Source organism: Prevotella sp. SGI.167 (assembly GCF_050313615.1).
Classification (GTDB): Bacteria; Bacteroidota; Bacteroidia; order Bacteroidales; family Bacteroidaceae; genus Prevotella.
The window spans coordinates 109,159-133,580 of record NZ_JBNPLT010000008.1 but is presented as its reverse complement, the minus strand read 5'-3'; the positions used below and the strand labels follow the sequence as shown (position 1 = coordinate 133,580).

Annotated in this window: 18 protein-coding genes and 1 riboswitch; of the genes, 5 read left to right on the top strand and 13 right to left on the bottom strand. The window is 43.6% G+C overall.

Going from position 1 to position 24,422, the window contains the following annotated elements:
• Window positions 1-526: 526 nt before the first annotated feature.
• The gene (locus ACQRBJ_RS06320) at window positions 527-715 is read left to right on the top strand and encodes a hypothetical protein (protein WP_445303115.1); all 189 of its coding nucleotides are present in this window, start codon (window positions 527-529) and stop codon (window positions 713-715) included.
• A gap of 33 nt (window positions 716-748) precedes the next feature.
• Here the strand turns inward: ACQRBJ_RS06320 and ACQRBJ_RS06315 are convergent, their stop codons facing one another.
• The 7 genes from ACQRBJ_RS06315 to ACQRBJ_RS06285 all read right to left on the bottom strand — a co-directional run bounded on the left by ACQRBJ_RS06315 (window position 749) and on the right by ACQRBJ_RS06285 (window position 12,647).
• On the bottom strand, window positions 749-1,681 hold the full coding sequence (locus ACQRBJ_RS06315) for an Rpn family recombination-promoting nuclease/putative transposase (protein ID WP_442224333.1): 933 nt from the start codon (window positions 1,679-1,681) through the stop codon (window positions 749-751).
• 281 nt (window positions 1,682-1,962) lie between these two features.
• Window positions 1,963-5,211, bottom strand: a complete 3,249-nt coding sequence (locus tag ACQRBJ_RS06310; RefSeq protein ID WP_445303114.1) for a DEAD/DEAH box helicase family protein — start codon at window positions 5,209-5,211, stop codon at window positions 1,963-1,965.
• 8 nt (window positions 5,212-5,219) lie between these two features.
• Complete coding sequence (locus ACQRBJ_RS06305) at window positions 5,220-8,174, bottom strand: DNA methyltransferase (protein WP_445303113.1); 2,955 nt, start codon at window positions 8,172-8,174, stop codon at window positions 5,220-5,222.
• A gap of 41 nt (window positions 8,175-8,215) precedes the next feature.
• Window positions 8,216-11,116: an SNF2-related protein gene (locus ACQRBJ_RS06300; protein WP_445303112.1), complete on the bottom strand. Its 2,901-nt coding sequence runs from the start codon at window positions 11,114-11,116 to the stop codon at window positions 8,216-8,218.
• 588 nt (window positions 11,117-11,704) lie between these two features.
• Complete coding sequence (locus ACQRBJ_RS06295) at window positions 11,705-12,184, bottom strand: DUF3990 domain-containing protein (RefSeq protein ID WP_349225428.1); 480 nt, start codon at window positions 12,182-12,184, stop codon at window positions 11,705-11,707.
• Complete coding sequence (locus ACQRBJ_RS06290) at window positions 12,181-12,399, bottom strand: DUF3791 domain-containing protein (protein WP_117586164.1); 219 nt, start codon at window positions 12,397-12,399, stop codon at window positions 12,181-12,183. The genes ACQRBJ_RS06295 and ACQRBJ_RS06290 overlap by 4 nt, the downstream gene beginning before the upstream one ends.
• A gap of 5 nt (window positions 12,400-12,404) precedes the next feature.
• Window positions 12,405-12,647: a hypothetical protein gene (locus ACQRBJ_RS06285; RefSeq protein WP_117586144.1), complete on the bottom strand. Its 243-nt coding sequence runs from the start codon at window positions 12,645-12,647 to the stop codon at window positions 12,405-12,407.
• A gap of 155 nt (window positions 12,648-12,802) precedes the next feature.
• Between ACQRBJ_RS06285 and ACQRBJ_RS06280 the strand changes: the two genes are divergently transcribed.
• Window positions 12,803-13,657, top strand: a complete 855-nt coding sequence (locus tag ACQRBJ_RS06280; protein WP_445303111.1) for a TIGR02452 family protein — start codon at window positions 12,803-12,805, stop codon at window positions 13,655-13,657.
• A gap of 70 nt (window positions 13,658-13,727) precedes the next feature.
• Here the strand turns inward: ACQRBJ_RS06280 and ACQRBJ_RS06275 are convergent, their stop codons facing one another.
• Complete coding sequence (locus ACQRBJ_RS06275) at window positions 13,728-14,009, bottom strand: hypothetical protein (protein WP_445303110.1); 282 nt, start codon at window positions 14,007-14,009, stop codon at window positions 13,728-13,730.
• Window positions 14,009-14,120: riboswitch (SAM-I-IV-variant riboswitch) on the bottom strand. (Overlaps the previous gene by 1 nt.)
• Window positions 14,121-14,412: 292 nt before the next feature.
• Here ACQRBJ_RS06275 and ACQRBJ_RS06270 point away from each other — a divergent pair.
• Entirely contained in the window at window positions 14,413-14,826 is a 414-nt protein-coding gene (locus ACQRBJ_RS06270) for a secondary thiamine-phosphate synthase enzyme YjbQ (protein WP_153125793.1), read from the top strand.
• 138 nt (window positions 14,827-14,964) lie between these two features.
• Here ACQRBJ_RS06270 and ACQRBJ_RS06265 read toward each other — a convergent pair whose 3' ends face one another.
• The 5 genes from ACQRBJ_RS06265 to ACQRBJ_RS06245 all read right to left on the bottom strand — a co-directional run bounded on the left by ACQRBJ_RS06265 (window position 14,965) and on the right by ACQRBJ_RS06245 (window position 22,253).
• Window positions 14,965-15,720, bottom strand: a complete 756-nt coding sequence (locus ACQRBJ_RS06265; RefSeq protein WP_445303109.1) for a hypothetical protein — start codon at window positions 15,718-15,720, stop codon at window positions 14,965-14,967.
• The gene (locus tag ACQRBJ_RS06260) at window positions 15,710-15,952 is read right to left on the bottom strand and encodes a DNA-binding protein (protein ID WP_295345853.1); all 243 of its coding nucleotides are present in this window, start codon (window positions 15,950-15,952) and stop codon (window positions 15,710-15,712) included. The genes ACQRBJ_RS06265 and ACQRBJ_RS06260 overlap by 11 nt, the downstream gene beginning before the upstream one ends.
• A gap of 6 nt (window positions 15,953-15,958) precedes the next feature.
• Window positions 15,959-16,927: an SPFH domain-containing protein gene (locus tag ACQRBJ_RS06255; protein ID WP_117662731.1), complete on the bottom strand. Its 969-nt coding sequence runs from the start codon at window positions 16,925-16,927 to the stop codon at window positions 15,959-15,961.
• A 181-nt stretch (window positions 16,928-17,108) separates the two neighbouring features.
• The gene (locus ACQRBJ_RS06250) at window positions 17,109-18,434 is read right to left on the bottom strand and encodes an MFS transporter (RefSeq protein WP_294969064.1); all 1,326 of its coding nucleotides are present in this window, start codon (window positions 18,432-18,434) and stop codon (window positions 17,109-17,111) included.
• 9 nt (window positions 18,435-18,443) lie between these two features.
• Entirely contained in the window at window positions 18,444-22,253 is a 3,810-nt protein-coding gene (locus ACQRBJ_RS06245; protein ID WP_445303108.1) for a DUF4922 domain-containing protein, read from the bottom strand.
• Between the two features lie 136 nt (window positions 22,254-22,389).
• Here ACQRBJ_RS06245 and rlmN point away from each other — a divergent pair, with 136 nt between their 5' ends.
• Both rlmN and ACQRBJ_RS06235 read left to right on the top strand, forming a co-directional pair.
• Window positions 22,390-23,454 carry a 23S rRNA (adenine(2503)-C(2))-methyltransferase RlmN gene (gene rlmN / locus ACQRBJ_RS06240; protein WP_445303107.1) on the top strand — a complete coding sequence of 355 codons (1,065 nt, stop codon included), beginning with the start codon at window positions 22,390-22,392 and terminating at the stop codon, window positions 23,452-23,454.
• 19 nt (window positions 23,455-23,473) lie between these two features.
• Window positions 23,474-24,421 carry a DUF4837 family protein gene (locus ACQRBJ_RS06235; RefSeq protein ID WP_294969071.1) on the top strand — a complete coding sequence of 316 codons (948 nt, stop codon included), beginning with the start codon at window positions 23,474-23,476 and terminating at the stop codon, window positions 24,419-24,421.
• Window position 24,422 lies beyond the last annotated feature (1 nt).

Sequence of the window (24,422 nt, the reverse complement as noted above, 5' to 3'; positions counted from 1 at the left end):
CATTTCTTAATATAAGTTATTGATTTACAGACGATTAAATATTAATTTAACGCAGTATTGCGCATAATAAAAGGGAATAAATCGTTAAAATGGGTGTCTACTTCCTACGAAGTAGACACCTAAAACATAGGAAGTAGACACTTTGACAGGGGAATGCGCCACCTTTTTTTGATGAAAAACACTATCTTTGTGCCATGAAAGAAATAATAGAAACTATACCAAGGATAGAATTTGCCCTGATCATTATCGGGGTGTTTGTACTCATATTATGTATTATCTTCGGATATGCCATGATACATGAGTATAGGATGTATCTTGAGAATCATTGGAAGGCTCGCTATAGCTTTCGTGACTTCATCAAGAGAGAACGCTTTTATTTCTTTTTGCTGTTGGCATCCATATTTATCTTCCTGACAAACCTCTTGTATTTCCTGGAGTGAGTTTCGGTTAGAATGGATGAATTAGCTTTATGGTGGATACCTGTCTTGTAATTGGAGACAGATGCTTACCTTTACGATAAAAAAAAATGAATGATATGGTAAATTATTTGACAACAAAAAATCGGTTGCTGTTAGCAATACTTGCATTTATTCTTCCTTTTTCTTTTGCGAAAGCAGAAGTAAAAGAAGTATATTCACCCGCACTTCACGGGAAACGACAAGGGTCTATATGCCACGATGAAAAGGTGGCGTATAGATCCTTGATTATATGGTGACATTCGTAATCTACATCTCCGCTTTCTGTTTTTTTATGAATTGCTCAGATTCTTAATGATTTCCAAAGACAGCTGGGTAGCTTTGGCAACCTGTTCGGCAGAAAGTCCCATTGCCAGCAACCGTTGTGCTGTTTCTGTGTTTGCCTCATGTTTGCCTTCTGCTCTACCTTTTTCCATACCTTCCTTCATGCCCTTTTCCATGCCTATTTCTAAACCTTCAGCAAGCCCTTCTTGTTTTGCCGTATCAATAGAATTCTTGATATCCCGATATGCCTTCTTACTAGCTTCATACTCCCTCATTTCCTGCGGAGTAAACTTGGCTATCTCGGCTTCCTCAAAAAGGCGGTCGAAGACTTTATCGCACAGTTCTTTAGGGCGCTGGGTAAGCTTGTAGAGGTTCTTCAGTGCATAAAGCCACTTCTCGTAGAGCGTATCCAGTTGTTCCAGCGTTTTGTTGAACTTGGCTATCTCTACATAGATAAACTCCAGCTTATCGTAGAAAATCTTATGGGTAGCAGTATCGCACAACTGCACATGATGGCGGATTTTCTCCTTGTCGAATGCATCCTCGTTCATGCTGAAGTTAAGCAGTGCAACAGTATAGACATGATTGAGCTTGAAATCCCAGTCATTCCCCTTTGGTGCCTGTTCACGGATAGGGAAGGTTGAGTAGAAGAGGGAACGGTCCTTGAAATGCGCCTGGTAGGCATTCTGCATTTCTACGATGAACTTCTCGCCGTTTTCGCCCTCGCAATATACATCAAAGATGGCTCTGCGGTCGGTATAGACATCTCCTACGTGCTCTGGATTCAGATACGATACGTCCTTCACAACCTGTCTGCCATTAAACAAGCTGTTGAGGAAGCAAATTAGCAAATCCTTGTTCATTGCTGTTCCGAAAATTCGCTTGAAACCGAAGTCGGTCAGCAAACTGATATATCTTTCTTCTACCTGCTTCATAATCATCTGTTTTAAATATCCATGCCGCAAAGTTACGACTTTATTTTCATATCTGCAAGGGATTTCTGGGAAAAGTTACGGAAAAAGTTAGGAACCCACATATTTTATGTTATAAGGTAAATATCTGTGTAAATCTGTGACAAGGGTCTATATGCCACGATGAACAGGTGGCGTATATCCCCTTGACCATGTCTTGATACCCGTTCGGTGAATGATATGGCAGTATGGTGGTTATAAACCCAAGCTAGGCGTGGCAATAGGTGACAATAAAATAGAAAAACTTTTTCCTACATATACTGCAAAATCATATCAACCATCGTTTCCAGATAGCCTTTATCATCCTTAAACAGCACATGATTCTTTTGGAATTCACCTTTTTCAAATGGATTCTTCAACCAAAACTCAACCTGCTCCATTGGCGTATTGCTGATAATGAAACTGTTCAACATCAGATGAACGTTGCCCAACTGAGAAGCCACTTCTGTCTGTAAATACTTGAAGAGTTGAATCTTATCATCCTCCAATCCTTTAAGATTGCGAATACCTTTCGGGTCGATGAAGGTGATATATTGCTTCTCTCCATCCAATATCCATAAGATAAAATCAGGATAGAAGTTGTTTGCATCAAAGAAACCCAACCCCCTCTTACTCTCATTGCGAAGCAGATAAACCTGCTTACCAGCCAGCACATCGTCTTGATGAGCCTTACAATATTCACGGAAAGAAGTAACAAAGTTCTGTTCTCCCAAGTTTAATGCCACAGGAGACACCTTCAACTTTGGCTCACCAGTTACAACATCCACATAAGGACGATTACCATGGACATCTTTCTCTGCAAGGAAAACCAAAGGCTTATACAGATGTTCCTCCACATTCAAAGCCTTGAAATAAGGAGGATCAAGAACTAAGTCTTTACCAAATTCATTGGCCTCCACCTGCGCCTGCAATGTTTTCAAATGATCCACCACATTAAGCAGGTCGTTACGAACCTCTATTTCATATTCATCAGGCATACCTATATTATAATAGGTAACGCGCGTCTCCTTCAGATGCTTTTGCTCTTCCTTCGACTTAGCCTTCTTGTAAGCCATATCCATATAGCCACGGAGCAGACTGATTGTAACATCCTGCCACAACTCCACATTCTTTCCGAAATCATGAAAGTTCAAACGGTCTTCAGGAATTGACAATTCGTACCAGGAAGGATTTGCCATCAGATACTTCAAGTCTTCTAATCGCAATTCCAGATTATACCAACCTCGCTCTGCCTTCATACCCTGCAAGGCAAAGAACACTTCCGTCCAGTCTATCCAATTCAGATGCTCCTGTCCCAAAATACCTATATAGCGACTTGCAGCATTAGCAGTTTGAACATTCTTGCTTCTCAACAAATCCACCTTTGGATATTTGTCCAGTTTTACATTCACCTTTTTCATCAGGCTTTCATCGGCAGGTTCCACCACGGCAGACTTCTTGAAGTTATAGCCATCCACGACTTTCGGCAATGAAAGATGAAGAGCGTCTAAATCAACTGACTTAATGGTTTTGATAACAATCTTCTCATAGTCTATCTCATTGGTTGGCAAACCTTCATCCTCCAAATATGCCTTGAAGGCTTCCATATAATCAGCCCGCACGCCAAAGATATTCAGAGTCTCTATGGTTGACAAATTCTTTGGAATCATCTCGTCCTGATAGCAGGCATCCAGCATCTTGCTTCGCTTCAGGGAATATCTGTATCCCTTCAGACGAACACCACGACCAAAAAGCTGAATAATCTCAGAACCTTCGCTGCGTCCCACATTCATCAGACCCATCACGGAAACTCGCCAACTGCTCCATCCCTCAGTAAACTTCTTGGATCCAATCAGGATGTTAACGGTTGAATCTTGAGAATTGATATTATTGAAGAGGCTGGAAGTTCCGAATGCTTTCGTTTCGCAAAGGAATCCTTTATCCTGCAAGAGTTTCAGCAATTCCTTACCATCGCCCACATTGATGACTCCGAAATATTCCTTAGCACTTCCTACTCTCAAACCAATCTCCTCAAAACCTCCTTTTTGAAGATCGATATGAAGTTGGGCACCATGGATATTGGAGTGGAAAAGATTCCGCAGGATAGCATCGTAGATGTTCTCGGCAAACTTCTGTTTGTCATCTTCTACGAGATAACCACCTTTAAGCGCCAGGAAAGAGTTGCCAAATACAGAATAACCATTCTTTGTTTTCAATCCATCTTCCGAACTGAGCAAACGACGGATATAACCTGAAAACTCTGTACGATTCCGGATAAAATCCTGCAAGAACAAGAGTATCTGAGTTACATCCGATACCTGATTCTTATTATCCTTGCTCACAGCCTTTACGCTACTTCCCACAAATATTCCCAAAGGCTTCTCCACCAGAAACCTGTTATGAATCCGCATATCACTCTGATAGATTTTAGTCTGTTCATAAAGACATAGCAAATATGCCGTAAGATACATATTGAGCAGATCATCATCATTCCAGTCGTTCATATTCATGATACGGTAATCCTTGCCATATCCATCGGCATAGAAATAACGATAGGAATAATCAAAAAGTGTTGCCTTACCATATTGGTCGAACATCGCCTTCCGGTCTTTGGCATTACTCTTTGCAGAAATGGCTTGACCAAAGGTAGCGGAATACTCAAAGGAGAAGCCTTCCTCGGTCAACTTCTGGCGATACCCCATCCAGACATCGCCACTGGAACCTTTGTGACCTTCATCTACCAATACCAGGTTGTTGCCCTCGAAAGCCTCAACTGCTACCGTTTTATCTCCATCCTTATCTGCCAATTTATTGATGTCGATGATTTCTACAGCCTTGCCTTGAAATAAACCACCAACACCTTGCTTGCTGAACATAGCAACATCCATATTAGAAGCCTTCAACTCTTCATAATGCTGACGGCTCAATCCTTCATTCGGAGTCAATACGATGATGCGGTTGAGTTTTTTGGCATGATGAATCCTGGCATACTCCTGATATTGCTTAATGTTGACATGCATCAGCAGAGTCTTGCCCGAACCGGTAGCATTCCAATAAGCCAACTTATTCAAGTCATCAACCGTAAAGTCGGGTAACTCATGCCAAGTCTCTGCACGATGATTGAAGTCATCATGCAGAAAACGATTCAGGTTGTCGCAAAGTGCCTGCGGATTACTGAAATACTGGTCGAGATAGATTTCCGTGAACAAGAGGGATAGATACTGGAAGTACTTCCACTTGATAGGTTCACTTCGCTTCTCGTTAATCTCATCAGTAAACTTCACGATATGCTGGTCGTAAAAGTACAACTGTTCTATGGACAAAGGACCTGTTGCATAGAGCTTATGACAAAGCTCATGATAGAGTTTTGACTCGTGGTCATCATTCAATCCTTCGAATGCTGGATCCTTGAGGTCACGAGACAAAGCCTCCAAGTCCTTACAGCCAAACAGCTGCAAGATATAATGAAACAGGACCAGTGCCTGCTGCAGTTTTCCTTTCTTCTGTATTTTCTTAGCCATAATAAGACCTATTCAAACATTCTTTTCTTAAATTCTTCCTCAATGAGTACTACTTTCCAATGCTCCTCATCCGTCTTGATATTCGGTAATGTATTATCACCATTTACATAAATCTTATCGAACTCTGAGTCTGTGGTGCAGTAGGCTTGCTTACGGAAGAATTCATTCAAGTCTTCGTTGCTCACCTTGTTGCAGTTTCTCCAAATCACGAGAGTTCGCTCATTGCCGATATGAGTAGTTCCTTCCACCACACAGTAGCCATCCTTAGGATAACGGAGCGTCTCTACATTCAGACCGATAAGATAGTTGAAGGTTTCCACCATATCAACATGGGTATCTACCAACTCATTATCCTTGGTTGTCTTGATAGACATGGCAAACGGATTCTTAAACCATTCCAGGTTGAAGAGATCTCCCTTGGTTTCTGTATCGAGCATATAACGGAGGAAATAGGTTTCCTCAAAATCGCCCTTGCCATTCTCGTTATCGAAGTCGAGTCGCTGGTTCTTTGGCTGCAAATTATTTAGGGTATCCTCGTATTGCTCCAGACGGATGTACTTGACGCATTGAGAAATGCCTTTACGGGAAACAGGCTTGCCATCCTTCCAATCCTCGGAATAGATTACTTTTTCGATGCGAGGCTTGGTCGCCGTATTAAAGTACAATCCCATTTCTACAAGTATGCATTTACGCAACTTCTGATATGCCTTTGCCTCTCTATTTAACATGAGGATACTGTGTCCTGTTGTACCAGAACCCGCAAATATATCCATAACAACATCTCCTTCGTTAGAAATAGCAGAAATACAATCTTTTACAAGATAAACGGATTTCGGATAAGTAAATGCATTGCCCAATCCCATATTTGTCAAGACAGTTGTTCCATTATCTCCTGCATTGTATTTAGAATCATACCACATAGTTTTGTATTTATCACTACGTTTTGGCATAAATATTTGATAACTGTTACTGCTGTTTGTTGGCAAATTAATTTGCAAATATGGCAAAAGTTGTTCTATTGTTTGAAAAGCATATCTCCACTTTCGTTCAACGCCATCATTGTCAATTGGATATATCGCCATTATTTCTCTCTCATCCGCATTTATTATCTGCGGTTTCTCTTTGGCACTAACATAAACTTTGACAAGCCCTGTTACGAATTCATTTGCCTTTGGATGGTATGTATTTTCACAAACTTTTCCAAAACCTATAATTTCATTTTCTTCAATATATATTGGATAGAAGCAATTTGCTGCATCTCCACGCAAAGATTCACCTCCCCAGTTTCTCAAATTTGAATATTCCCAATCTTTTCTATCACGTATCTTTTCGTTGAGATACTTTATGTTATTAGAAACAACAAAGATTGCATATTCGTTTGAGTAAGAGAAATGATCCCCCATAGTTCCTTTCTTGTTATGTTCAACTGCAACGTCAACAACATCGGAATCAGCAAATTTTTGCTTGCATAAATCATACAGATTATTGTGCTCCCATTTATCTATTGCAATAGAATAAGATGCTCTGTTTCCACGTAGTTCTTTACTTAATTCTAATCTACTATCCATCATTGAAATCCAAGAAGAATCTTTATAATTATTCTTGTAACAAATTAGGCTTGAAGGTGCATTGTAAGGAGGATCAAAATAGAAGCAATTAATTCCTTTTCTATACTTTTCCTGCAACAGCTCCAAAGCCTGGAAGTTCTCACTATTAATCAGCAATCCATTACACTCCTCATCCACTTTCTCCATACTTCCCACGAGTTTATGCTTGAACTCGGCACTAAAGAACTTGGTGTCAAGCACAAGGAAAGGATTGTCTTCCAGGAACTTTTCTGTTAATGGCTCACTATAGCCCTCGGTCATCATATCCCCTTTGATTTCATCAATGGCAAAGAGGCGAACCCATTCTTGTCTTTGGGCATCATTGGCTATAATCTCAGAATAAAGGGTACGAGGAATGCGGTCGAGCGTGATACAATAATCACAACCGACTACAAACTTTTTCTTGAGCCACAACTTCTTTTGGAAGTCTTCGAGCTGGGCAAGGAAGGTGATAATCTTCTCTCCTACCAACTTGATGGCTTTCACTTGTGCCAAATGCTCCATGATATGAATGGCATCCAAATCATCCAAAAACATCACCTCGTTTTTGATATAGAAATCAAGTTCTCTACGAAGGAAACCGCCCAAGTCTTTGTGGATGAAATAATCAAAATTGTTCTTTGCCGTATAGTCTTGCAGATGCTTCATCAGCAAAGTGCGTTCCTTATTCTTTTCTGTTGGCACCTTTTCATTGACCAACTCTGCAAAGTCGGCATATTTTTCTTCTGCAAACGAAGAAACAATCTTAGCCTCAGCATCCTTGATAAGTGCATCCTGCTTGGTAGTCTTCGGCATCAGCTCATAAGTAAAGAAGATGTTTAGCTCACCATCTTCCTCTGCGATACAGTCCTCTTCACAAAGTTGGAAACGGCGCTCCATATTGTTGGCTGCCTTGTTGTTGTTCTGCTCTGTATCCGCATCACGAAGAACAAAGTGTACCTTACGACGGCTGGTCGGCAACACGAACGAGTAATTCTTGAAATACTCAGAAGTCTTGATGTAATACTGGTCGGCATTTGCCCAATACAACTTCACTTCCTCACCGCTATAAGGAATGGCATAGGCATCGTCCTTATAGCGACGTTTAGAGATAAAATCGCCACCCTCATAATAACGGCTAAAGAATTTAGCCAAATGAGAAAACACCTCATTCTCCATGGCAGAAATATCAGTTCCTGCAGCAGTTTGAGCCTTCAAAATCTTTGTAACTTCAGGAACAAGGCGATTGTTCAAGAACGCCTCGATATCCTTACGCTTCTGATTCATAATGCGATATATACCAAAGTCGAGTTCGGCTTGGTCGAGTTGCAGTATTTCTGCAAGTATATCTCTAAATTTCTGTTCGTATTGTGTCATTGTTTATTTCTTAGTTATATTATTTTTGCTTTGATTCCGTTTCATTTCTTTAAAGTCCAATGCACGCAGAAGAGTTCTTCTTCCGTAATATGCTGCTGGATAAATGCCTTCACTTTGTCTATCATTCCGTCTCGCTTCTCCTCTATCTCATCTTCAAGTTCAAAGATTTCGGCTCGCTTACGCTTCTGCTGACGAGTAAGGGTATTCAAATCCTTTTCCAGGGTCAATGTTTGCTGTGCATTCTCCAAACGACTCAACAATCTTTTCTTCTCCTTGATTTTAGCCTTGATGTCTTTCAGTTCATTCTCCAAAGTGAGCTGCTGATCTTCTGCCCATTTCTCGATATGCTGAATTTCGGCATCAAGCAAAGCCTTGTTTCGTTCTTCTATCTGAACGGTCAAGGCTGCTCGCCGGTTATCATACAGGAATGCTAACTTCCGGCTTGCTTCCTCCTGCACACGAACATTTCCAGTACTTATCGTTGGAACATTCAATAGTTTTTCAGCAAACTCCTGACCCAAAGCCGTTCCATCTTCCGCAAGTGCCGTCAGCACAATGTGCTGTTCCTGTTGTCCTTCGGATATAAAAGAAACAAGATGAGCCTGAAGCCATCCACTTTCATAAGCACATTGTTCTATATCTGCCACCTTATAACGATATCGGCTATAATCGAAGAGGAGATTCTGCTGGCTTTGTATATCCTGCTTACACAAAGCAATGACCTTTTGAGCCAAAGGATGCGACAAACGATAATTGATGTATTGCGATTGGAGCGTCGTTATCTGATACATGCCACATTCTGCTGCCACATCAGGATAAGGATTATGCTTCAAGCGAAAGACGAGATTGGTTTCATCAACCACTTCTACATTCTCCTTACCAAGCGTAGCAATGGTTATCGTCCAAAGCCAGCGATGGAACTTATTCAGATTTCCCATATCCTTGCCTTGGCGAATCTTCAGCAGTCCCACCACATCCTCATCAAAGTTTTCAAGCAGTTGCTTGCGCGTATCTTGCATCGTTGCCTTGATACTCGCATCCATCTCTTGCTGAATCTGATCGAAGGCTGCATTGATTTCTTCAGGAGTACGGCACTGCTGATAGATGTTGAGCATCCGCTTCTCGAAGTCAACCCCCGACTCGATGCTACCCAGCACCTCATCACTGGAACCGAAGACACCATCAAAGAGATGGAATTTCTCAGAAAGCAGTTGGAACACACGCACATCAGCAGCATTTGCCTTATTGATGAAATTGAACACCACCACATCATTCTTCTGTCCATAACGATGGCATCTACCTATGCGCTGTTCCACCCTTTGAGGATTCCACGGCAAATCGTAATTCACGATAAGCGAACAAAACTGAAGGTTGATACCTTCGGATGCCGCCTCGGTAGCAATCATGATTTCGGCTTCGTCTCTGAAATAATCTACAATAGCCTGGCGCTTGTTTGCCGACAAAGAAGGGGTTAAGGCTGATGTGCCTATATTCCGCTCTTTCCATGCCTTATATATCTTTCGGGAAGTTTCATCATTGTTGGAACCATTGAAGAGGACTATCTTGCCCATATAACCATTCTCCTCTAAAAGCTGTTTCAGATAGAGCTGGGTACGGGTACTTTCCGTGAATATCATTGCTTTGCGGTTGGCTCCCAACTCTTCCATCTTCTGAAAGCCGGTATGGAGTGCCGACAAGAGGCAATCACCTTTTTTATTGCTACTGATACTATTAGCAAGATCATATAGACGTTGGAGTTCCTTGATTTCATCCTTGATACCTTCTATCTCATCGGAAGTAAGGATTTCTCCTTCCTGTTCGTTCTCATCCTGCTCATTCCATTCATCCCAATCATCGCCCAACATATCTTCGGCAACCATAGCTATTTTTCCATCTTCCCCATACCAGCCTTGCGGTTTATCGGCAGAATATGGAGCAATCTTGGTCTGCAAACGGTCGATAAGCGTTTTGAGCGTATAGCCGATGGCAAAGGTCGAGGAAGACATGAGTTTGCGGAATATCAGTGTAATCAACTGACGTTGACTGGTTGGTAATCCGTAAGTATCATCACGGCGAAGATACTCGCTGATTTGATTATAGAGTTTCTGCTCTTCAACGGCAGGATAATATTCCTGCGCCATCGGGATACGGGAAGTATATTTTACATACTCCGTAACCTGTTTGCGAAGCGTGCGATGCACGATGGGGCGAAGACGCCTGCGAAGATCACCAAAAGCAATATCATCGTTTTTGTTACTATAGCAATACTGAGCCTTGAAACTCTTCAAGTCACCAAAGTAATGGTCATCGATGATACTTACCAGACCATATAATTCCTCAATGTTATTCTGAAGCGGAGTGGCGGTAAGGAGGAGTTTATGACTATCAGAAAAAGCGGATTTCAGACGGGAAGCCATCGAAGGGGTTGACTTATAAACATTGCGCAGTTTATGAGCCTCATCATAAACCACCAGGTCCCAATGAGTGCGCGACAAGATTTCGGCTTGTCTGGAAGCAAACTGATAAGAGCAGATATAGATTTGCTTGCCATCGGAAAGATGGTCTAAAGAAATCCCCTTTTTCTTTTCGAGAATAAAAGAATCCAGAAAGAACTTTTCCTCCAGCTCCATGCTCCACTGTCGGCGAAGGGTTGCTGGAGCAACGATGAGGATACGACGCTTACGTTCAGCCCAAAACTGGCTGATAACAATACCAGCCTCTATCGTTTTTCCCAATCCCACCTCATCGGCAAGGATAACACCTTTGGAGAAAGGAGACTGGAATGCAAAAAGAGCCGCCATCACCTGATGGGGGTTCAGATCGACACGTGCCTCCGACAAGACACCCGTCAACTTATCATCATCTGCACCGCCCCTATTGCGTGACAACTGCCAGGCATAATACAAGAGCTGCGCAGATGAATAAGGGATTTCCTGTTTCATCGTCGCTTATAAGGGATTATGAACGTAAACTTTATCGGAATTAGCAGGTCACATTTTTGCTATGCTTGGGCAAACTTCCAGGCTTACTAAAACAATGCAGAAGAGACAAATACCTTGTTGGCGAAACTATATAAGAAAGGCGTAAGCCTCACTTATCAGTCTCTAAGGTATTTGGCGTGACCTGTCCACATAGATAAGTTTAGCTCACGCCTTATGAGCGTGAGCATTCACTTTTATCTATTACGTGGACTCAATTATCAATCGCCAAATTTCAAGAGACTCCAAATAATCGTAAACGCTTGTATATTATTATATTATATGTCTAAAGTTTTATTCTTTCTGTTTCTTATTTTTCTATTTTAATTGTTCAACTTATGTTACAAGGGAGCAGCCACCTGCGGCAACCTCTCCCCCTTTTCGAGGGCAAAGGTACAAAAAATAAATGAGATATGCAACTTAATACCTCAAAATATCTTTTACCGAGTAAATTTTACTTGAAGCATCAAAAGAGAAATACTGGTCGTCCATAATCATATAATCCTCTCTCTGCTTCTTACTCAGACTCTTAATGAATCTATACGACACATATCAAATCTGCTGAAGATAACTTATAGCCTTCTCTGTACCGAAAAAATACTGGCGATTCAGCTTTCTGTAGGTCAACTCTTTTGCAAGTTGCTCTAAAGTCAGTCCTCCATACAAATATCTTTCCAATTGAAAAGCGACACCATCATCAGCAACGGGACCGACCACAACATCATAGTCATGAATAAATTTATCCTTACTTCTTTTACGGTTAGCTAAGATAAATTTTGCCCATTCTATTGATGGACTATCAAAAGTCAACACTTTCAGACTTCCATCAATCAACAGTTTCTCGTCAAACAAGAATTTTGTTACGACAGGAGAACCTGAGCCAACAATACGAGTTCGCTTGATTGCCATCTCCATTGCCTGCGGAAAAATATCCGTCAGATAAAAACCTTGCCCAAAATCCTTATAAGGCTTACACTTAGTAAAATCAATCTTGTCTATAAACAGATTGGATCCATGATACAACTCTATCATACCAAAGCCCCTCCATGCCTATGACAAATAACAGCCAAATCATCCACTGCATCATCTAAAGAAAGAAGATGCTCCGCTCCATAACATTCATACAAAAAATCCAATCCCTTATGCCTTTTCAGATAAGCATAGGATTGCTTCAAAGATATGCCAAACCGCTGTGCAAATTGGCTCACACAATATATAATGTAATAAGTCTTACTTTCTAATTCCATAATTCTCAACCTACCTTTCCATATTTAATTTCCTCCTTCAGCAACTCATAGTTGTAGCCAGAACTCTGATAATATAGCCCTGTCTCTAAATCCTGAAGTTTCTCGAATAACTCTGAATTATAAACACAATCTAAAGCTTCTTCAAGAGAATACTTGAAGTCTTCCATCAGCCACATTGCCATATCTTTGATACGGGCATTAATCAATATGCCTATCTGTCCGGCAGAAAGTTTTGTTTGTCCTTCCATAATTATATATTTTTCTTTTGTGGGCAAATTTACAAAGAAATATCGAGAATACCACATATTTTATATATAAAAGTTTGGAGAATACAAAGAAAACTTATAATTTTGCCAAAAAGAACGGATTTTTAGTGACACAAACAAAATAAACAGAAGACATCATGATAAACGACAGAAGACAACTGGCTGACGTGTATCAGCAAACTATAGATATTGTACTGGAAGGACATTACACCTCTGAGAATGGGGAGGAAGTGAAACTGCTCGACAACACGAAGATGCTGAGGGGAAGCAGATTCTATACCAAACCACTGGATGCTTCTAATGTACCTAGTCTTGCAGAAGGTTCCACCAAGATTATAGTGAAGAATGACGACAGCATCCATTGCGGTCATCAGTTGCAACAGGAAGGATACAATCCCGTGGTTCTCAACCTGGCAAGCCGGCGCAACCCGGGTGGTGGCGTGAAGAACGGAAGCCGGGCACAGGAGGAAAGCCTCTTCCGCAGCACCAACCTCTTTCTCTCTATGTATCGCTATGCGGAATATGCCGAGGATTACGGTCTGGAGAAAAGCAAGTTCCAATATCCGATGCCTGTGAGATTCGGAGGTATCTATGTGCCAGACGCTACCGTATTCAGGGCTGGAGCCAAGGATAACTTTGCCTTGCTCGATACTCCTTACTATATGTCGTTCGTGGCAGTAGCCGCCATCAATCATCCTGATTTAGATAGAGATGGGAACATCTGTGAAGAAGATGCCGCATTGACAAAGAACAAAATGAGGACGATGCTGCGTATCGGTCTGCTGAACGGACACGACAGCATCGTGCTCGGTGCATTCGGTTGCGGTGCCTTCCACAATCCTCCGAAACATATCGCAAGACTGTTTCACGAAGTCATCGACGAGAAGGAGTTCATGGACAAGTACAAGCTCATCGCCTTCGCCATCCTTGAAGACTATAACTCGCCAAGAGGTGGAAACCTGCAACCCTTCATCGAGGAATTCAAGTCATAAACTCCCACAGATTTGGCTTTCCCTTCGGCCACCGATTTTCAATTCACAGATTTCCACAGATAGGGCTTGATTAGCAGTAATCAATGCCTCGTTTCTCACACTCTCCTCGCAGGGCGGCGAGGAAGTAGCTGCGTTCGCTGCCCCAACCACGAACCTTGCGCTCATGATCTATGGTCTGATTCAAACGCTCATCGCTGTATGCAGCAAAGCGGGCTGCATACTCTGAAATTCTTGACTCGGCATAGTCTGCACCAACAGTTGATGACTCAGAATTAGCTGCCTTAATTGTTGATGACTCGGCATTAGCTGCCATTACATTCTCATTGTTCTTTAAATCTGAATTTGGATTCATAAAGATAATTATTTTAAGTTGTTAAACACTTACACATTCTTTTACCACCGTGGTTATCTCTATGCGAAACTCGGTTGGTGTGCCGCAACTGGGCAACTCTTAATGCTTGATTTCGGGTGCAAAAGTACATCATTATTCTGAAACCACCAAATCTTTTCGGGATTATTTTTTCCTGTTTTTTTCCTTCTTCTAAAGAAGAAGTTTTTTCGGGGTAGCAGATAGCAAGAAAATACCCGACTTGATTAGAAGAGATATACTCGACTTGATTGAAGGAGATTCCCTTAAATGGTTAAACTTTCCTATATTTGCATTATAATAGTATTATAATAATAAAATTATAATTACCTTTGTAAATTGACAATCAGAAAGATACAAACAGTAGAAATATAAAACAAAGAATGATATGATACAGCAAGTTGAATTTTCTTTGCGCCCGCTTCCTCGCGGCTTTCACCTCGTAACCAACGAGGTGATGAGGAACTTGCCGGCGCTGCCTAAGACGGGGATACTGAACCTCTTCGTAAGACATACCAGTTGCGGATTGTCGCTGAACGAGAACTTCGACCCTGATGTGAGACATGATTTAAAGGGTATCTTCGAAAGACTGGTTCCGGATGGCGACCCAAGGTATCTGCATCAGGATGAAGGACCTACGGATATGTCAGCGCATGCCAAATCGAGCATGGTAGGCGTATCACTCACCATTCCTATTACCAATGGCAGACTGAACCTTGGTACATGGCAGGGGATTTACCTCTGTGAATTCAGAGAGGGAGGCGGAAGCCGACACCTCATCGCAACGATTATCGGTTTGTAATTCCCCACACCTTGCTTCAAAACTGATTGCTGCGGATTGCAAATCCGCAGAGCACCAACAAGTTAGGACATTTTTTGACGGCGGATTGCAAATCCGCCGGGACGCCTGACGGAAGACTTTATGGGACGCCTGGCGATTCTATTTCCTGGATGAATCGGAGGCGTCTTTATCAATTTCACGGAAAAGGCCGAAGTATCTCTTGCATACCCAGACGATACCTACTACCATTGCTATGACGAGGATTCCTCTTAAAAATCCACTTAATATCTTTGGCATACAATCCCAAATCGGCAGGAGATGCATCGCAAAACCTAAAACCATCGTCAATACCAACACACCGATAGTCAAGAGTTTCTCGTTTTTGATAGCTGGCTCTGGATCCTCTACTTCTATCAGGTTTCTCAACTGGTATATCTTATAAAAAAAGAATACACCGTTCAGACATAAAAGAACACAGCAAACAATCACTCCACCCACAAATACAGGCTCACTTCCGATAAAATCCATACAACTAATCCATAACCAGAAGAGGGCTGACCATAAAGCTGCATAGCGACCCAACAGGGACAGGTAATATACCTGTCGGGCATTGACTATCTTGACGAAAGGAAAGTCATTGGCCTTTGGATGATAGCTGTGAAGCAAACAAGCGATAGGGAAAGAAGTACCCATTCCAGCCAACAGAAGAAGATAAGGCAAATCATCAGATGTGGCATGAATGATGTTTCTGATGGTGAGCAGCCATATGGCAAGAACCAGGATTCCTACAATAAATTCAAAGACCCTGGCACTTGTAGAACGATAGATCTTGACTTGCGCAAAGATGCCAGCCTGCTCTTCCTTATCGCCATTTTTGAATAAATCAAGCACAAAACAAAATATTTTATTCTTCATCTTTCTTTTCCCCTCCTATTTGATTTAAATCGACTTCTTCCTTCGTTTTCTTTGATGCAGCCTTCTTTTTCTTAGGCAGTCTGCCAGCCTTGCGCAGCGCTTCGGCGATGATCCATTGCAGCTGGCCGTTGGTTGAGCGGAACTCATCCTCAGCCCACGCCTCAATGGCACTCATCGTTTCCGAATCGATGCGCAATATAAAACTTTTTATATTTGTTTCCTTTTTAGCCATACTTTTTTAATGATTCAATGTTCCCGTATTTACTACAGGCTGAGCAGTATCATCACCACAGAGCACTACGAGCAGATTGCTGACCATGGCTGCTTTCTTGTCGTCATCAAGCTCTACCACATCTTCATCGCTCAACTTCTGCAATGCCATCTTCACCATCGACACGGCTCCTTCTACAATCTTCTCTCTGGCAGAGATGATGGCTGAAGCCTGCTGGCGACGAAGCATCACGGCTGCTATCTCCGGTGCATAAGCCAGATAGTTGATGCGAGCCTCTACAACCTCGATACCTGCCATTGCCAATCGCTCATCGATGCGAGCCTCCAACTCCTTATTAATCTCATCACTTCCATCACGAAGCGTAATCTGATTCGACTTTCCACCCTCGTCATCATCGTAGGCATACTGTCCAGCTACCTGTCGGAGAGCGGCATCGGCCTGAATCTGAACAAAGCGGCCCAGCATATTCATGATCTGTGCAGCAGAAGCACCGATGCCTGCCTGACCCGTAGAACCCTCAGCCATCGTCTGGGTATCAATCTCGAAGATAGCCTTGTAGGTATCCTTCAGTTTCCATACCAGCACCATACCAATCATAATCGGATTACCCGTCTTGTCATTCACCTTGATAGGTTCGGCATCGAGGTTGCGCACACGAAGCGAAAGCTTCTTCTGACTGATGAACGGATTCAGCCAATAGTAACCAGGCTCTGTAAAAGTGCCACGATACTTACCGAAGAAAAGCAATACGCGAGCCTGCCCCGGCTCCACCAGGATGAAACCGCAGACGCAGATGATGCTCAGGATGAGAAGCAGTACGCCACAAACACCACAGACATTTGCCAGCCAGCCCTCTTGCGAAACGCAGGCAAATATAAACAAGCCAACTCCAGCCAGAAAGCCGATGATGTTTAACACTAACATCAGGATGCCATTCAAGGTCTTTCCCTGATACGTAAATTCCTTATTCTCCATAATTTTACTTTATTTATTACGTTATTGATATTGATATCATTTTAATATCACAAATATACGATATTAAAATGATATCACAAGAGAAGGAACCCAAAATTTTAATTAGTTTAACGTAAAAAGGTCGTTGAGACGAATCCCAACGACCTTTTCCTGTATTTTCACCTATTTATATATAGGATTACTATTCTATCACTTCCATTTCTTCCTCCTCGATTTCCTCTTTCTCTTTCTTTCCGAAATTAGGATCAATCTTCAGGAAAGCAGTAACCAGGAAGGTAATGGCGCAACATGCCATCACGATGATGAAGAACATGCGGTAGCCTACCATATCTTTCAGATATCCCGAAACCATACCAGGCAACATCAAACCTAAATAAGAGATACCTGTACAGATGGAATAATGGGATGTCTTGAACTTGCCCTGACTATAGAACAACATGTAAAGGGTAAGAACCGTGAAGCCCAGACCGTAACCCAACTGCTCGACGAAAAGACAGCTGGAAACCACGATGAGGTTGCTGTTGAGCGAGTAACTCAGATAGATGTAAACCACATCAGGCAAGGTGATGGCGCAAACCAGAGGCCAGAGCCATTTCTTCATTCCATCCCTGCTCACCAGAATACCACCAAGAATTCCACCCAGCAGCAAACCAATCAATCCCACAGTACCATTGGCAAAGCCATATTCCTGAGGTGACAGTCCCAGTCCGCCCTGCGAATTAGGACGGAGTATGAAGGTCTTGGTCATGGTGTTCAGAAGCGCTTCTGGGAATCGGTAGAGCAAGAGGAAGAGCATCACACAGATGGTTTCTCCCAATCCGAACTTCACGAAGAAGGTGCGGAACATATTCTTCAGTTCGTGAGCCACTTCACCCACCGTTCTGTCCGTCTGCACATCCTCCTTAGGACGTGGCATGAATCGGCTATGATAGAGCCATAATCCGATGAAGATACCTGCCAGACCGTAGAAGATGAGCGCCCATGAGAAGCTAATCTGGTTGCGGAACATCACCTGGAGAACACCTGCCAGCATCACCAGGAATCCATTCACAAAGATGATGGCAAGGCGATAGAAGGTATTTCTCAAACCCACGAACTTGGTCTGCGTATGCTCATCCAACTCTATCATATAGAAACCATCCGCCGAAATATCGTGGGTGGCACTACAGAAGGCGATGAGGAAGAAGAAACACATCGTTGCCTGGAACCAGAAGGCAGTAGGCAGCGAGAAAGCAATGCCGGCAAGGGCGGCTCCGATGAGTGCCTGCATGGTCAATACCCACCAGCGCTTGGTCTTCAGCAAGTCGATGAAAGGACTCCACAAGGGTTTGATAACCCAAGGCAAAGCCAGCCATCCGGTATAGAGACCCACCTGGGCATCGGTCAAGCCCAACTGCATATACATCACGACAGAGAGGGCTGTCACGATGACATTAGGCAGTCCTTCCGCAAAATAGAGTGTCGGAATCCAAGCCCATGGATTCCGACTATTTTTCTTTGTTACCATTTTACATCACTATTTATAGAGTTTCTTGATTTCAGCTCCCTGATAGTAGTGCAGAAGGATGGCATCATACAGATAGCCTTCCTCGCCCATCACGGCTGCACCAATCTGACAGAGACCTACTCCGTGTCCCCATCCAGCTCCGACCAGTTCGAAACGCTGAGGAACTCCCTGCTCATCTATATCATATTTATCCACGATAAAGGCAGAACTGAGGAGATGACTGTCACTCAGCGTGCGGCGGATTTCGAGTTCCTTACCGATGGTGAAGGTTTTCTCCGTACCGATAATCTGGAGCTTACTGATTCTTCCACTCGTTCCCCGTTCTACGGATTTCATATCAAGGATAGAACCCAAGTCCATCTTCAGTCTGTCAGCAATGAGCTGCTGCAGTTTCTCCTGAGTAAGGGTTACCTTCCAGCGATAGAAGTCTACCGTTTCCTGGTCGTAATCGTTCAACACCTGTGAGAGGATTCTCTTGTCCTGCGTGTTGCAGAAAGCAGGAGGGTTGAAGCGAATCCACTTCTCAGCCTCTTCCTCATTTGTCAGATTAGGCAAAGTAGATTCTATTCCTAATGCAATATCCCTCACCGCAGTGAGATAATTCTTCGGTGTATCTTCCCAACAGTACTGGAACTCCTCTGTGACTCCACCGCAACATTTAGAGAATCGGGCATCGCATATCTCATCACCATCCAGGAGCACCTGTCCCTTGGTCTGACGAATAGCCTCAGCAACATGTGGAGAAGTTTCCTTCGTGATTCCCTGGTAACGCTGGCAATGGTCATCTGCACAAACATCAAAGATGGTATGGTCTTCGCGATCGTACCAGCGGATGAGCATATCTTCCTTCTTGGTGAAAGAGAAGAAATTATTACCACTTTCTGCAACATCCCTATGCTTCTTCATCTGCGCCAAAAGCCAGGAACGGGAGATAACGGCATGTGCCTTCAAGAGTTCGAGACTGGAAGTGGCACTCATCTCACTACTGATTACACTCTCCAGATACTTCTCTACAGGCAGTTCGTTGATGGCACAAATCTTATCCGACTCGACCACGAAACGCAATGTTCCGAGGAAAGTCTGGGTTTCCTTGCGCTCCCAATGGAAGTTGACACCAATCGTAACATCGCTCAGCGAGAAGGAAGCGTCCGCACTCTGTGGATGGAAAGTCAAGGAACTATACTGATTACCGTTCCAGAGTACACCACCTTCTGAGAATTCCACCTCCTGTTCGCCGATTACTGTCTCGCCCTTAGCCAGATAAGGTTTATTGAGAGAGAAATGAATCTTCTGTCCGCTCACAATACCCACCTTCACCTCAGGTTCCTTGTCATAACTGTATAAGGCAGAAGTACCGACCTGCAGTTCAGCTTCCTTTGAAGCCTTGAGTTTGGTAACGATGCTGTTCATCTTATCCGTAGAGACACCACATTCCTGCAGAATGGCAGTAGCACTCTCTTCGGTCAACTTACGGAAGTCTTCCTCACGGGGAGTAATGATGAGTCCCGACATATCCAAGGCTCCAGGAGAAACCATCATCTGTGCATCGCCTTCTGCAAAATAAGCCTCAGGGCGGTGTTTCTCTCTAGGAATAACCACAGAGATATACTCATCCCCCTTGCGCCATGCGATGATATTCATCATTGGTTCAGTCTCATCACCACGAACAGGCATCGACTTATAGAGACGTTGGAAAAGAGCCTCATCGCTGTCCTCACTCTTGGAGATGATGACAAAGGCTGGAACAACAAAGTCATGAATCAAGGCAATCTTTTCGTCATCATTCAGAGAAATGATATCAGTAAGGTTGCGAGAAAGTCGCTGCCAATTAGCCTGCAAAGGCAAGATGCCACTGGTACCTGCCTGGAAATGAAGATGATCAGGAGCTGAGGCTCCACACTTCGGACCGTTATAGAACACCATCAACTCGCTATGCAAGCTCAGGAACCGGTGCATCTCACCATAATTCTTATAGATAGACTGTGGCTGATGCTTTCTTGCAGGAATCGTGAAATGAACAGGCAGAATCGGGAACGGATTCACCAAGAGAAGGAAGCGTTCATCTATCTGTTTTGAAATCTGCTCCTTAGGACGGTTCTTGTCGCAAAGGAAACATGGACGATCACCCAATGTCTTCTTATCAATCTTGGCTCCGGTGCTCACGATGCGTGCCGGATTCCACTGCACTTTCAACTGGTCGGAGAGCTGATGGGTCTCCACATGCTTGAGATCGCGGAAGCGGTGACGGGCATCAGCCCACTTCTCCATCTGGCGATTGAAGAAACGGGAGATACTGCTATCTTCCATTATATCAGCCTTGCCCTGCAACATCTGCTGGCGCGCCTTCAACTCCATGGTGCGAAGACGGTCCTTATAAAGATTATTGGCATTTACCTTATCGATACTCAAGGCAGCATCACTATTTCCTCCCCAACGACGGCAGAGGTAAAGTTCATCGTAGATTCTGCCAATACGGTAGCGACGAGAGAACACCAATCCCAAGGCATAGTCCTCACCATAACTGGTATTAGGAAATTGAATCTGACGGACCAATGGGGTAAAGAAGGCACGAGGAGCACCCAATCCATTGATACGCAGAGCGTTATTACAGCCATTATCTTCGGTCCACTCCTTATGGTCTATCAATCCAGGAGGCAGTGTATTGAGATCGAAATCGCACATGCGATAAGAGCCGATCATCATGGCAGCCTTCTGCTTATGGAAGGCATCTACTATCTTTTGCAGCGTCTTAGGGGAAGAATAGAGGTCATCACTATCCAGCTGGACGGCAAACTTACCACAATGGTCGCTGTTGATAGCCATATTCCAGCAGCCACCAATGCCAAGGTCGTTGCGATCAGGCACAATCTGGACAAGGCGCCCTGCCTGCTTATCATTCCGTTCCTCCATCTCATGGGCAATCTCTGAAAGGATTTCGCCCGTACGGTCGGTAGAATGATTATTTACCACGATAACATTAAACTTGAAGCTGGTCTTCTGACTGAGTGCGCTTTTCACTGCGTCAGCTATCGTCTTTTCACGGTTGAATACCGGAATAATGACAGAAGCCTCGTATTCAAACTCCTGCTCATCAAAATCAGGCTGTCGATAGTAATTGGTATCAACCAAGGCTCCCACCTTTTCGAGATGATGGGTGCAAGCCTTCTCCATCTCTATCTGTACCTCCCGGTTGCGAGGGTTCACATAGTCGAACTGCTTTTCTCCACTCTTTCTGGTATCGAGCTCATCTTCCGTATAGAGGAATTCATTGACATGGAAAATCTCTCCCACTCTACTCAGATAAAGACGAAGGTCATAGAGTCCTGCAAACTGATATTCCTGTCTGTCCTGCTGTGCTGCATAGTCGAGCAGATTCTGTGCCTTGACAAGCCAGAGACTTCCAAAATCGAAGTCATCACGAAGTGAACCAGCCTGATAGTCGATGACCGGATGCTTCTCCAGTTTACCCTCCTGAACAGAGTAATGATCGGAGTATACCATGACCGCTCCCGTATCATCAGCGGTACGGAGGAAACGTTCCAAGGCATACAATCCCCAACGGATAGGAGTGGCTTTGGTACAAATGATTACATAGTCGGCATCGGTGTTCTCAGCAATACTACTAACAGTATTGGAACTCTCCAATCGGTCGACAACGATAAATGTACAACCATCAGGCACTTGATGAGAAGCAGCGAAATCAGCACTCACCAAGAGATTGATATGTTGAACTGTCTTGTTGTCATGAAGTTCCAAGAGTGCTTCCTGGGCTACATCCAGGTCTTCACAAGGCAAGAAAAGGTCTATTTTTTGTCTCATTTCTTTGTTTCTATTTTTTCGTTTTTCGTCCCATTTGGGGGCATCAAACTATGTTTTTTATCTTTATTTCAACTTATTATCTTAAAATATGTGGCAAAGATAACAATTTTTCGGCAAAAAACACTATCTTTGCAGTATGAATAATGAAAAAAAATATCTTTTAGGCCTTACACTTGCCGAATTGAAGCAGGTGGCAAAGGATCTCGGCATGCCTGCCTTCACCGGAGGACAGATGGCGAAATGGCTCTATGAGCAGCATGTAAAGAGCATTGATGAGATGACCAATATCTCGAAAGCCAACCGTGCAAAACTCGCTGCCGAATACGAAATAGGATGCTTCGGATATTCCGACGCACAACATTCTGTGGATGGTACCATCAAGTATCTCTTTCCTACCCGAAGTGGCAAGTTTGTGGAAACGGTTTATATTCCAGATAAGGACCGTGCCACGCTCTGTGTTTCTTCGCAGGTGGGTTGCAAGATGAACTGTCTCTTCTGCCAAACAGGTAAGCAGGGATTCGAGGGAAGTCTGCCTGCCGGCGACATCCTGAACCAGATTTACTCATTGCCAGAGGTAGACAAGCTCACCAACATCGTATTCATGGGACAGGGCGAGCCAATGGACAACCTCGACAACGTGCTTCGTGCTACGGAAATTCTGACTGCCGACTATGGCTGGGCATGGAGTCCGAAGCGTATCACGGTAAGTTCTGTTGGCGTGAAGAACAAACTGAAGCGATTCCTGGAAGAGAGCGAATGCCATGTGGCTATTTCCATGCACGATCCTATTCCTTCAGAGCGCGCAGAACTGATGCCTGCAGAAAGAGGTATGGGTATTGAGCAGGTGGTAGAGCTTTTGAAGAACTACGACTTCTCCCACCAGCGTCGCCTCTCGTTCGAATACATCGTATTCAAGGGAGTGAATGACAGCATGCAGCATGCCAAAGCTATCATCAAGTTGGTAAAGGGACTCGATTGCCGTTTCAACCTGATCCGCTTCCACCAGATTCCAGACATCCCACTGCTGGGCGTGAATGACGAAAAGATGGAGCAGTTCCGCGATTACCTTACCTCGCACGGCGTGTTTACAACCATCCGTGCCAGCCGTGGACAAGACATCTATGCAGCCTGCGGCTTGCTGAGTACCTCGAAGAAGATTGGCGAAATACGCCAGCATGAGGACGAAGAGAAAAAAGAGTAGACGAAAAGAACATAGCATAATGGTGAGAAATACGATAACGCTTCTTTTCCCGTTCTGCCTGATATTTCTCCTCTTGACAAGTTGCGGTTTAACGGGGAAGAACAGGAAAAAGCCAGCCAGTACAGGGCAACCTTACGAGATTGTACTGGAAGGAGATACCGACAGCATCGTTACCAGGATACTGACGGAAGACGTTCCAGCCCTTCCCCAACCCGAGCCTCTCTGCAAACTGATTCAGGTGAAGAAGGGGAAGACAAAAGGCAGCTACCTGCTCGTCAGAACCCGCATCATCGTCAATATCACAGATAAAGACTTCGCTGTCAAGTTGAGCCACGATGAGAATGCTGAACCGCAAAACATCATCCGCATCAATGCCCATTCCGTACAGCAGCTGCGAGAAAGACTCAATGGCGAAAAGCTCCGCCAAATTGTAGATGAAGCTGAACTGAAGCATCTGGCAGAGATGATCTCCAACAATCCCAGCAAGCAGAACAAGGAGATGCAGGAAGAGGTAAAGAAGACATTCGGACTTGACATGAAAATCCCGGTATCGATGAATGCCAGCAAGAAGGCAAAAAACTTCATCTGGATTTCGAACAACGCAAGTACGGGAATGCAGAACCTGCTCGTGATGAAAGTGAAGAGTGAAGAACGAAGAGCAGGAAAAGAGAAGAGTGAAGAACGAAGAATGAAGAATTCAAATGCTTTTCATGTAAATGTAAATGACAAGGCTCAGATTGATAGCATTCTTCGAACCAACATGCCGGGCGAAACCGACAGCATGTATATGACCATTCCTGTTCTTTTAGAAAGAGGACTCTGGGAGATGAAAGGGGATGCCATGGGAGGACCTTACGTGATGCATCGCATCCATAACCTCTATGTCATCGGCTTCGTCTATGCACCCGAAATGAAAAAGAAAATATTAATCAAGCAGCTCGAAGCTGCGATTTCCACAATAAAATAAA

Bases quoted from the DNA above. Each gene is read 5' to 3' on its own strand.
- ACQRBJ_RS06320 (WP_445303115.1), top strand. From the start codon at position 527: ATGAATGATATGGTAAATTATTTGACAACAAAAAATCGGTTGCTGTTA.
- ACQRBJ_RS06315 (WP_442224333.1), bottom strand. From the start codon at position 1,681: ATGATTATGAAGCAGGTAGAAGAAAGATATATCAGTTTGCTGACCGAC.
- ACQRBJ_RS06310 (WP_445303114.1), bottom strand. From the start codon at position 5,211: ATGGCTAAGAAAATACAGAAGAAAGGAAAACTGCAGCAGGCACTGGTC.
- ACQRBJ_RS06305 (WP_445303113.1), bottom strand. From the start codon at position 8,174: ATGACACAATACGAACAGAAATTTAGAGATATACTTGCAGAAATACTG.
- ACQRBJ_RS06300 (WP_445303112.1), bottom strand. From the start codon at position 11,116: ATGAAACAGGAAATCCCTTATTCATCTGCGCAGCTCTTGTATTATGCC.
- ACQRBJ_RS06295 (WP_349225428.1), bottom strand. From the start codon at position 12,184: ATGATAGAGTTGTATCATGGATCCAATCTGTTTATAGACAAGATTGAT.
- ACQRBJ_RS06290 (WP_117586164.1), bottom strand. From the start codon at position 12,399: ATGGAATTAGAAAGTAAGACTTATTACATTATATATTGTGTGAGCCAA.
- ACQRBJ_RS06285 (WP_117586144.1), bottom strand. From the start codon at position 12,647: ATGGAAGGACAAACAAAACTTTCTGCCGGACAGATAGGCATATTGATT.
- ACQRBJ_RS06280 (WP_445303111.1), top strand. From the start codon at position 12,803: ATGATAAACGACAGAAGACAACTGGCTGACGTGTATCAGCAAACTATA.
- ACQRBJ_RS06275 (WP_445303110.1), bottom strand. From the start codon at position 14,009: ATGAATCCAAATTCAGATTTAAAGAACAATGAGAATGTAATGGCAGCT.
- ACQRBJ_RS06270 (WP_153125793.1), top strand. From the start codon at position 14,413: ATGATACAGCAAGTTGAATTTTCTTTGCGCCCGCTTCCTCGCGGCTTT.
- ACQRBJ_RS06265 (WP_445303109.1), bottom strand. From the start codon at position 15,720: ATGAAGAATAAAATATTTTGTTTTGTGCTTGATTTATTCAAAAATGGC.
- ACQRBJ_RS06260 (WP_295345853.1), bottom strand. From the start codon at position 15,952: ATGGCTAAAAAGGAAACAAATATAAAAAGTTTTATATTGCGCATCGAT.
- ACQRBJ_RS06255 (WP_117662731.1), bottom strand. From the start codon at position 16,927: ATGGAGAATAAGGAATTTACGTATCAGGGAAAGACCTTGAATGGCATC.
- ACQRBJ_RS06250 (WP_294969064.1), bottom strand. From the start codon at position 18,434: ATGGTAACAAAGAAAAATAGTCGGAATCCATGGGCTTGGATTCCGACA.
- ACQRBJ_RS06245 (WP_445303108.1), bottom strand. From the start codon at position 22,253: ATGAGACAAAAAATAGACCTTTTCTTGCCTTGTGAAGACCTGGATGTA.
- rlmN (WP_445303107.1), top strand. From the start codon at position 22,390: ATGAATAATGAAAAAAAATATCTTTTAGGCCTTACACTTGCCGAATTG.
- ACQRBJ_RS06235 (WP_294969071.1), top strand. From the start codon at position 23,474: ATGGTGAGAAATACGATAACGCTTCTTTTCCCGTTCTGCCTGATATTT.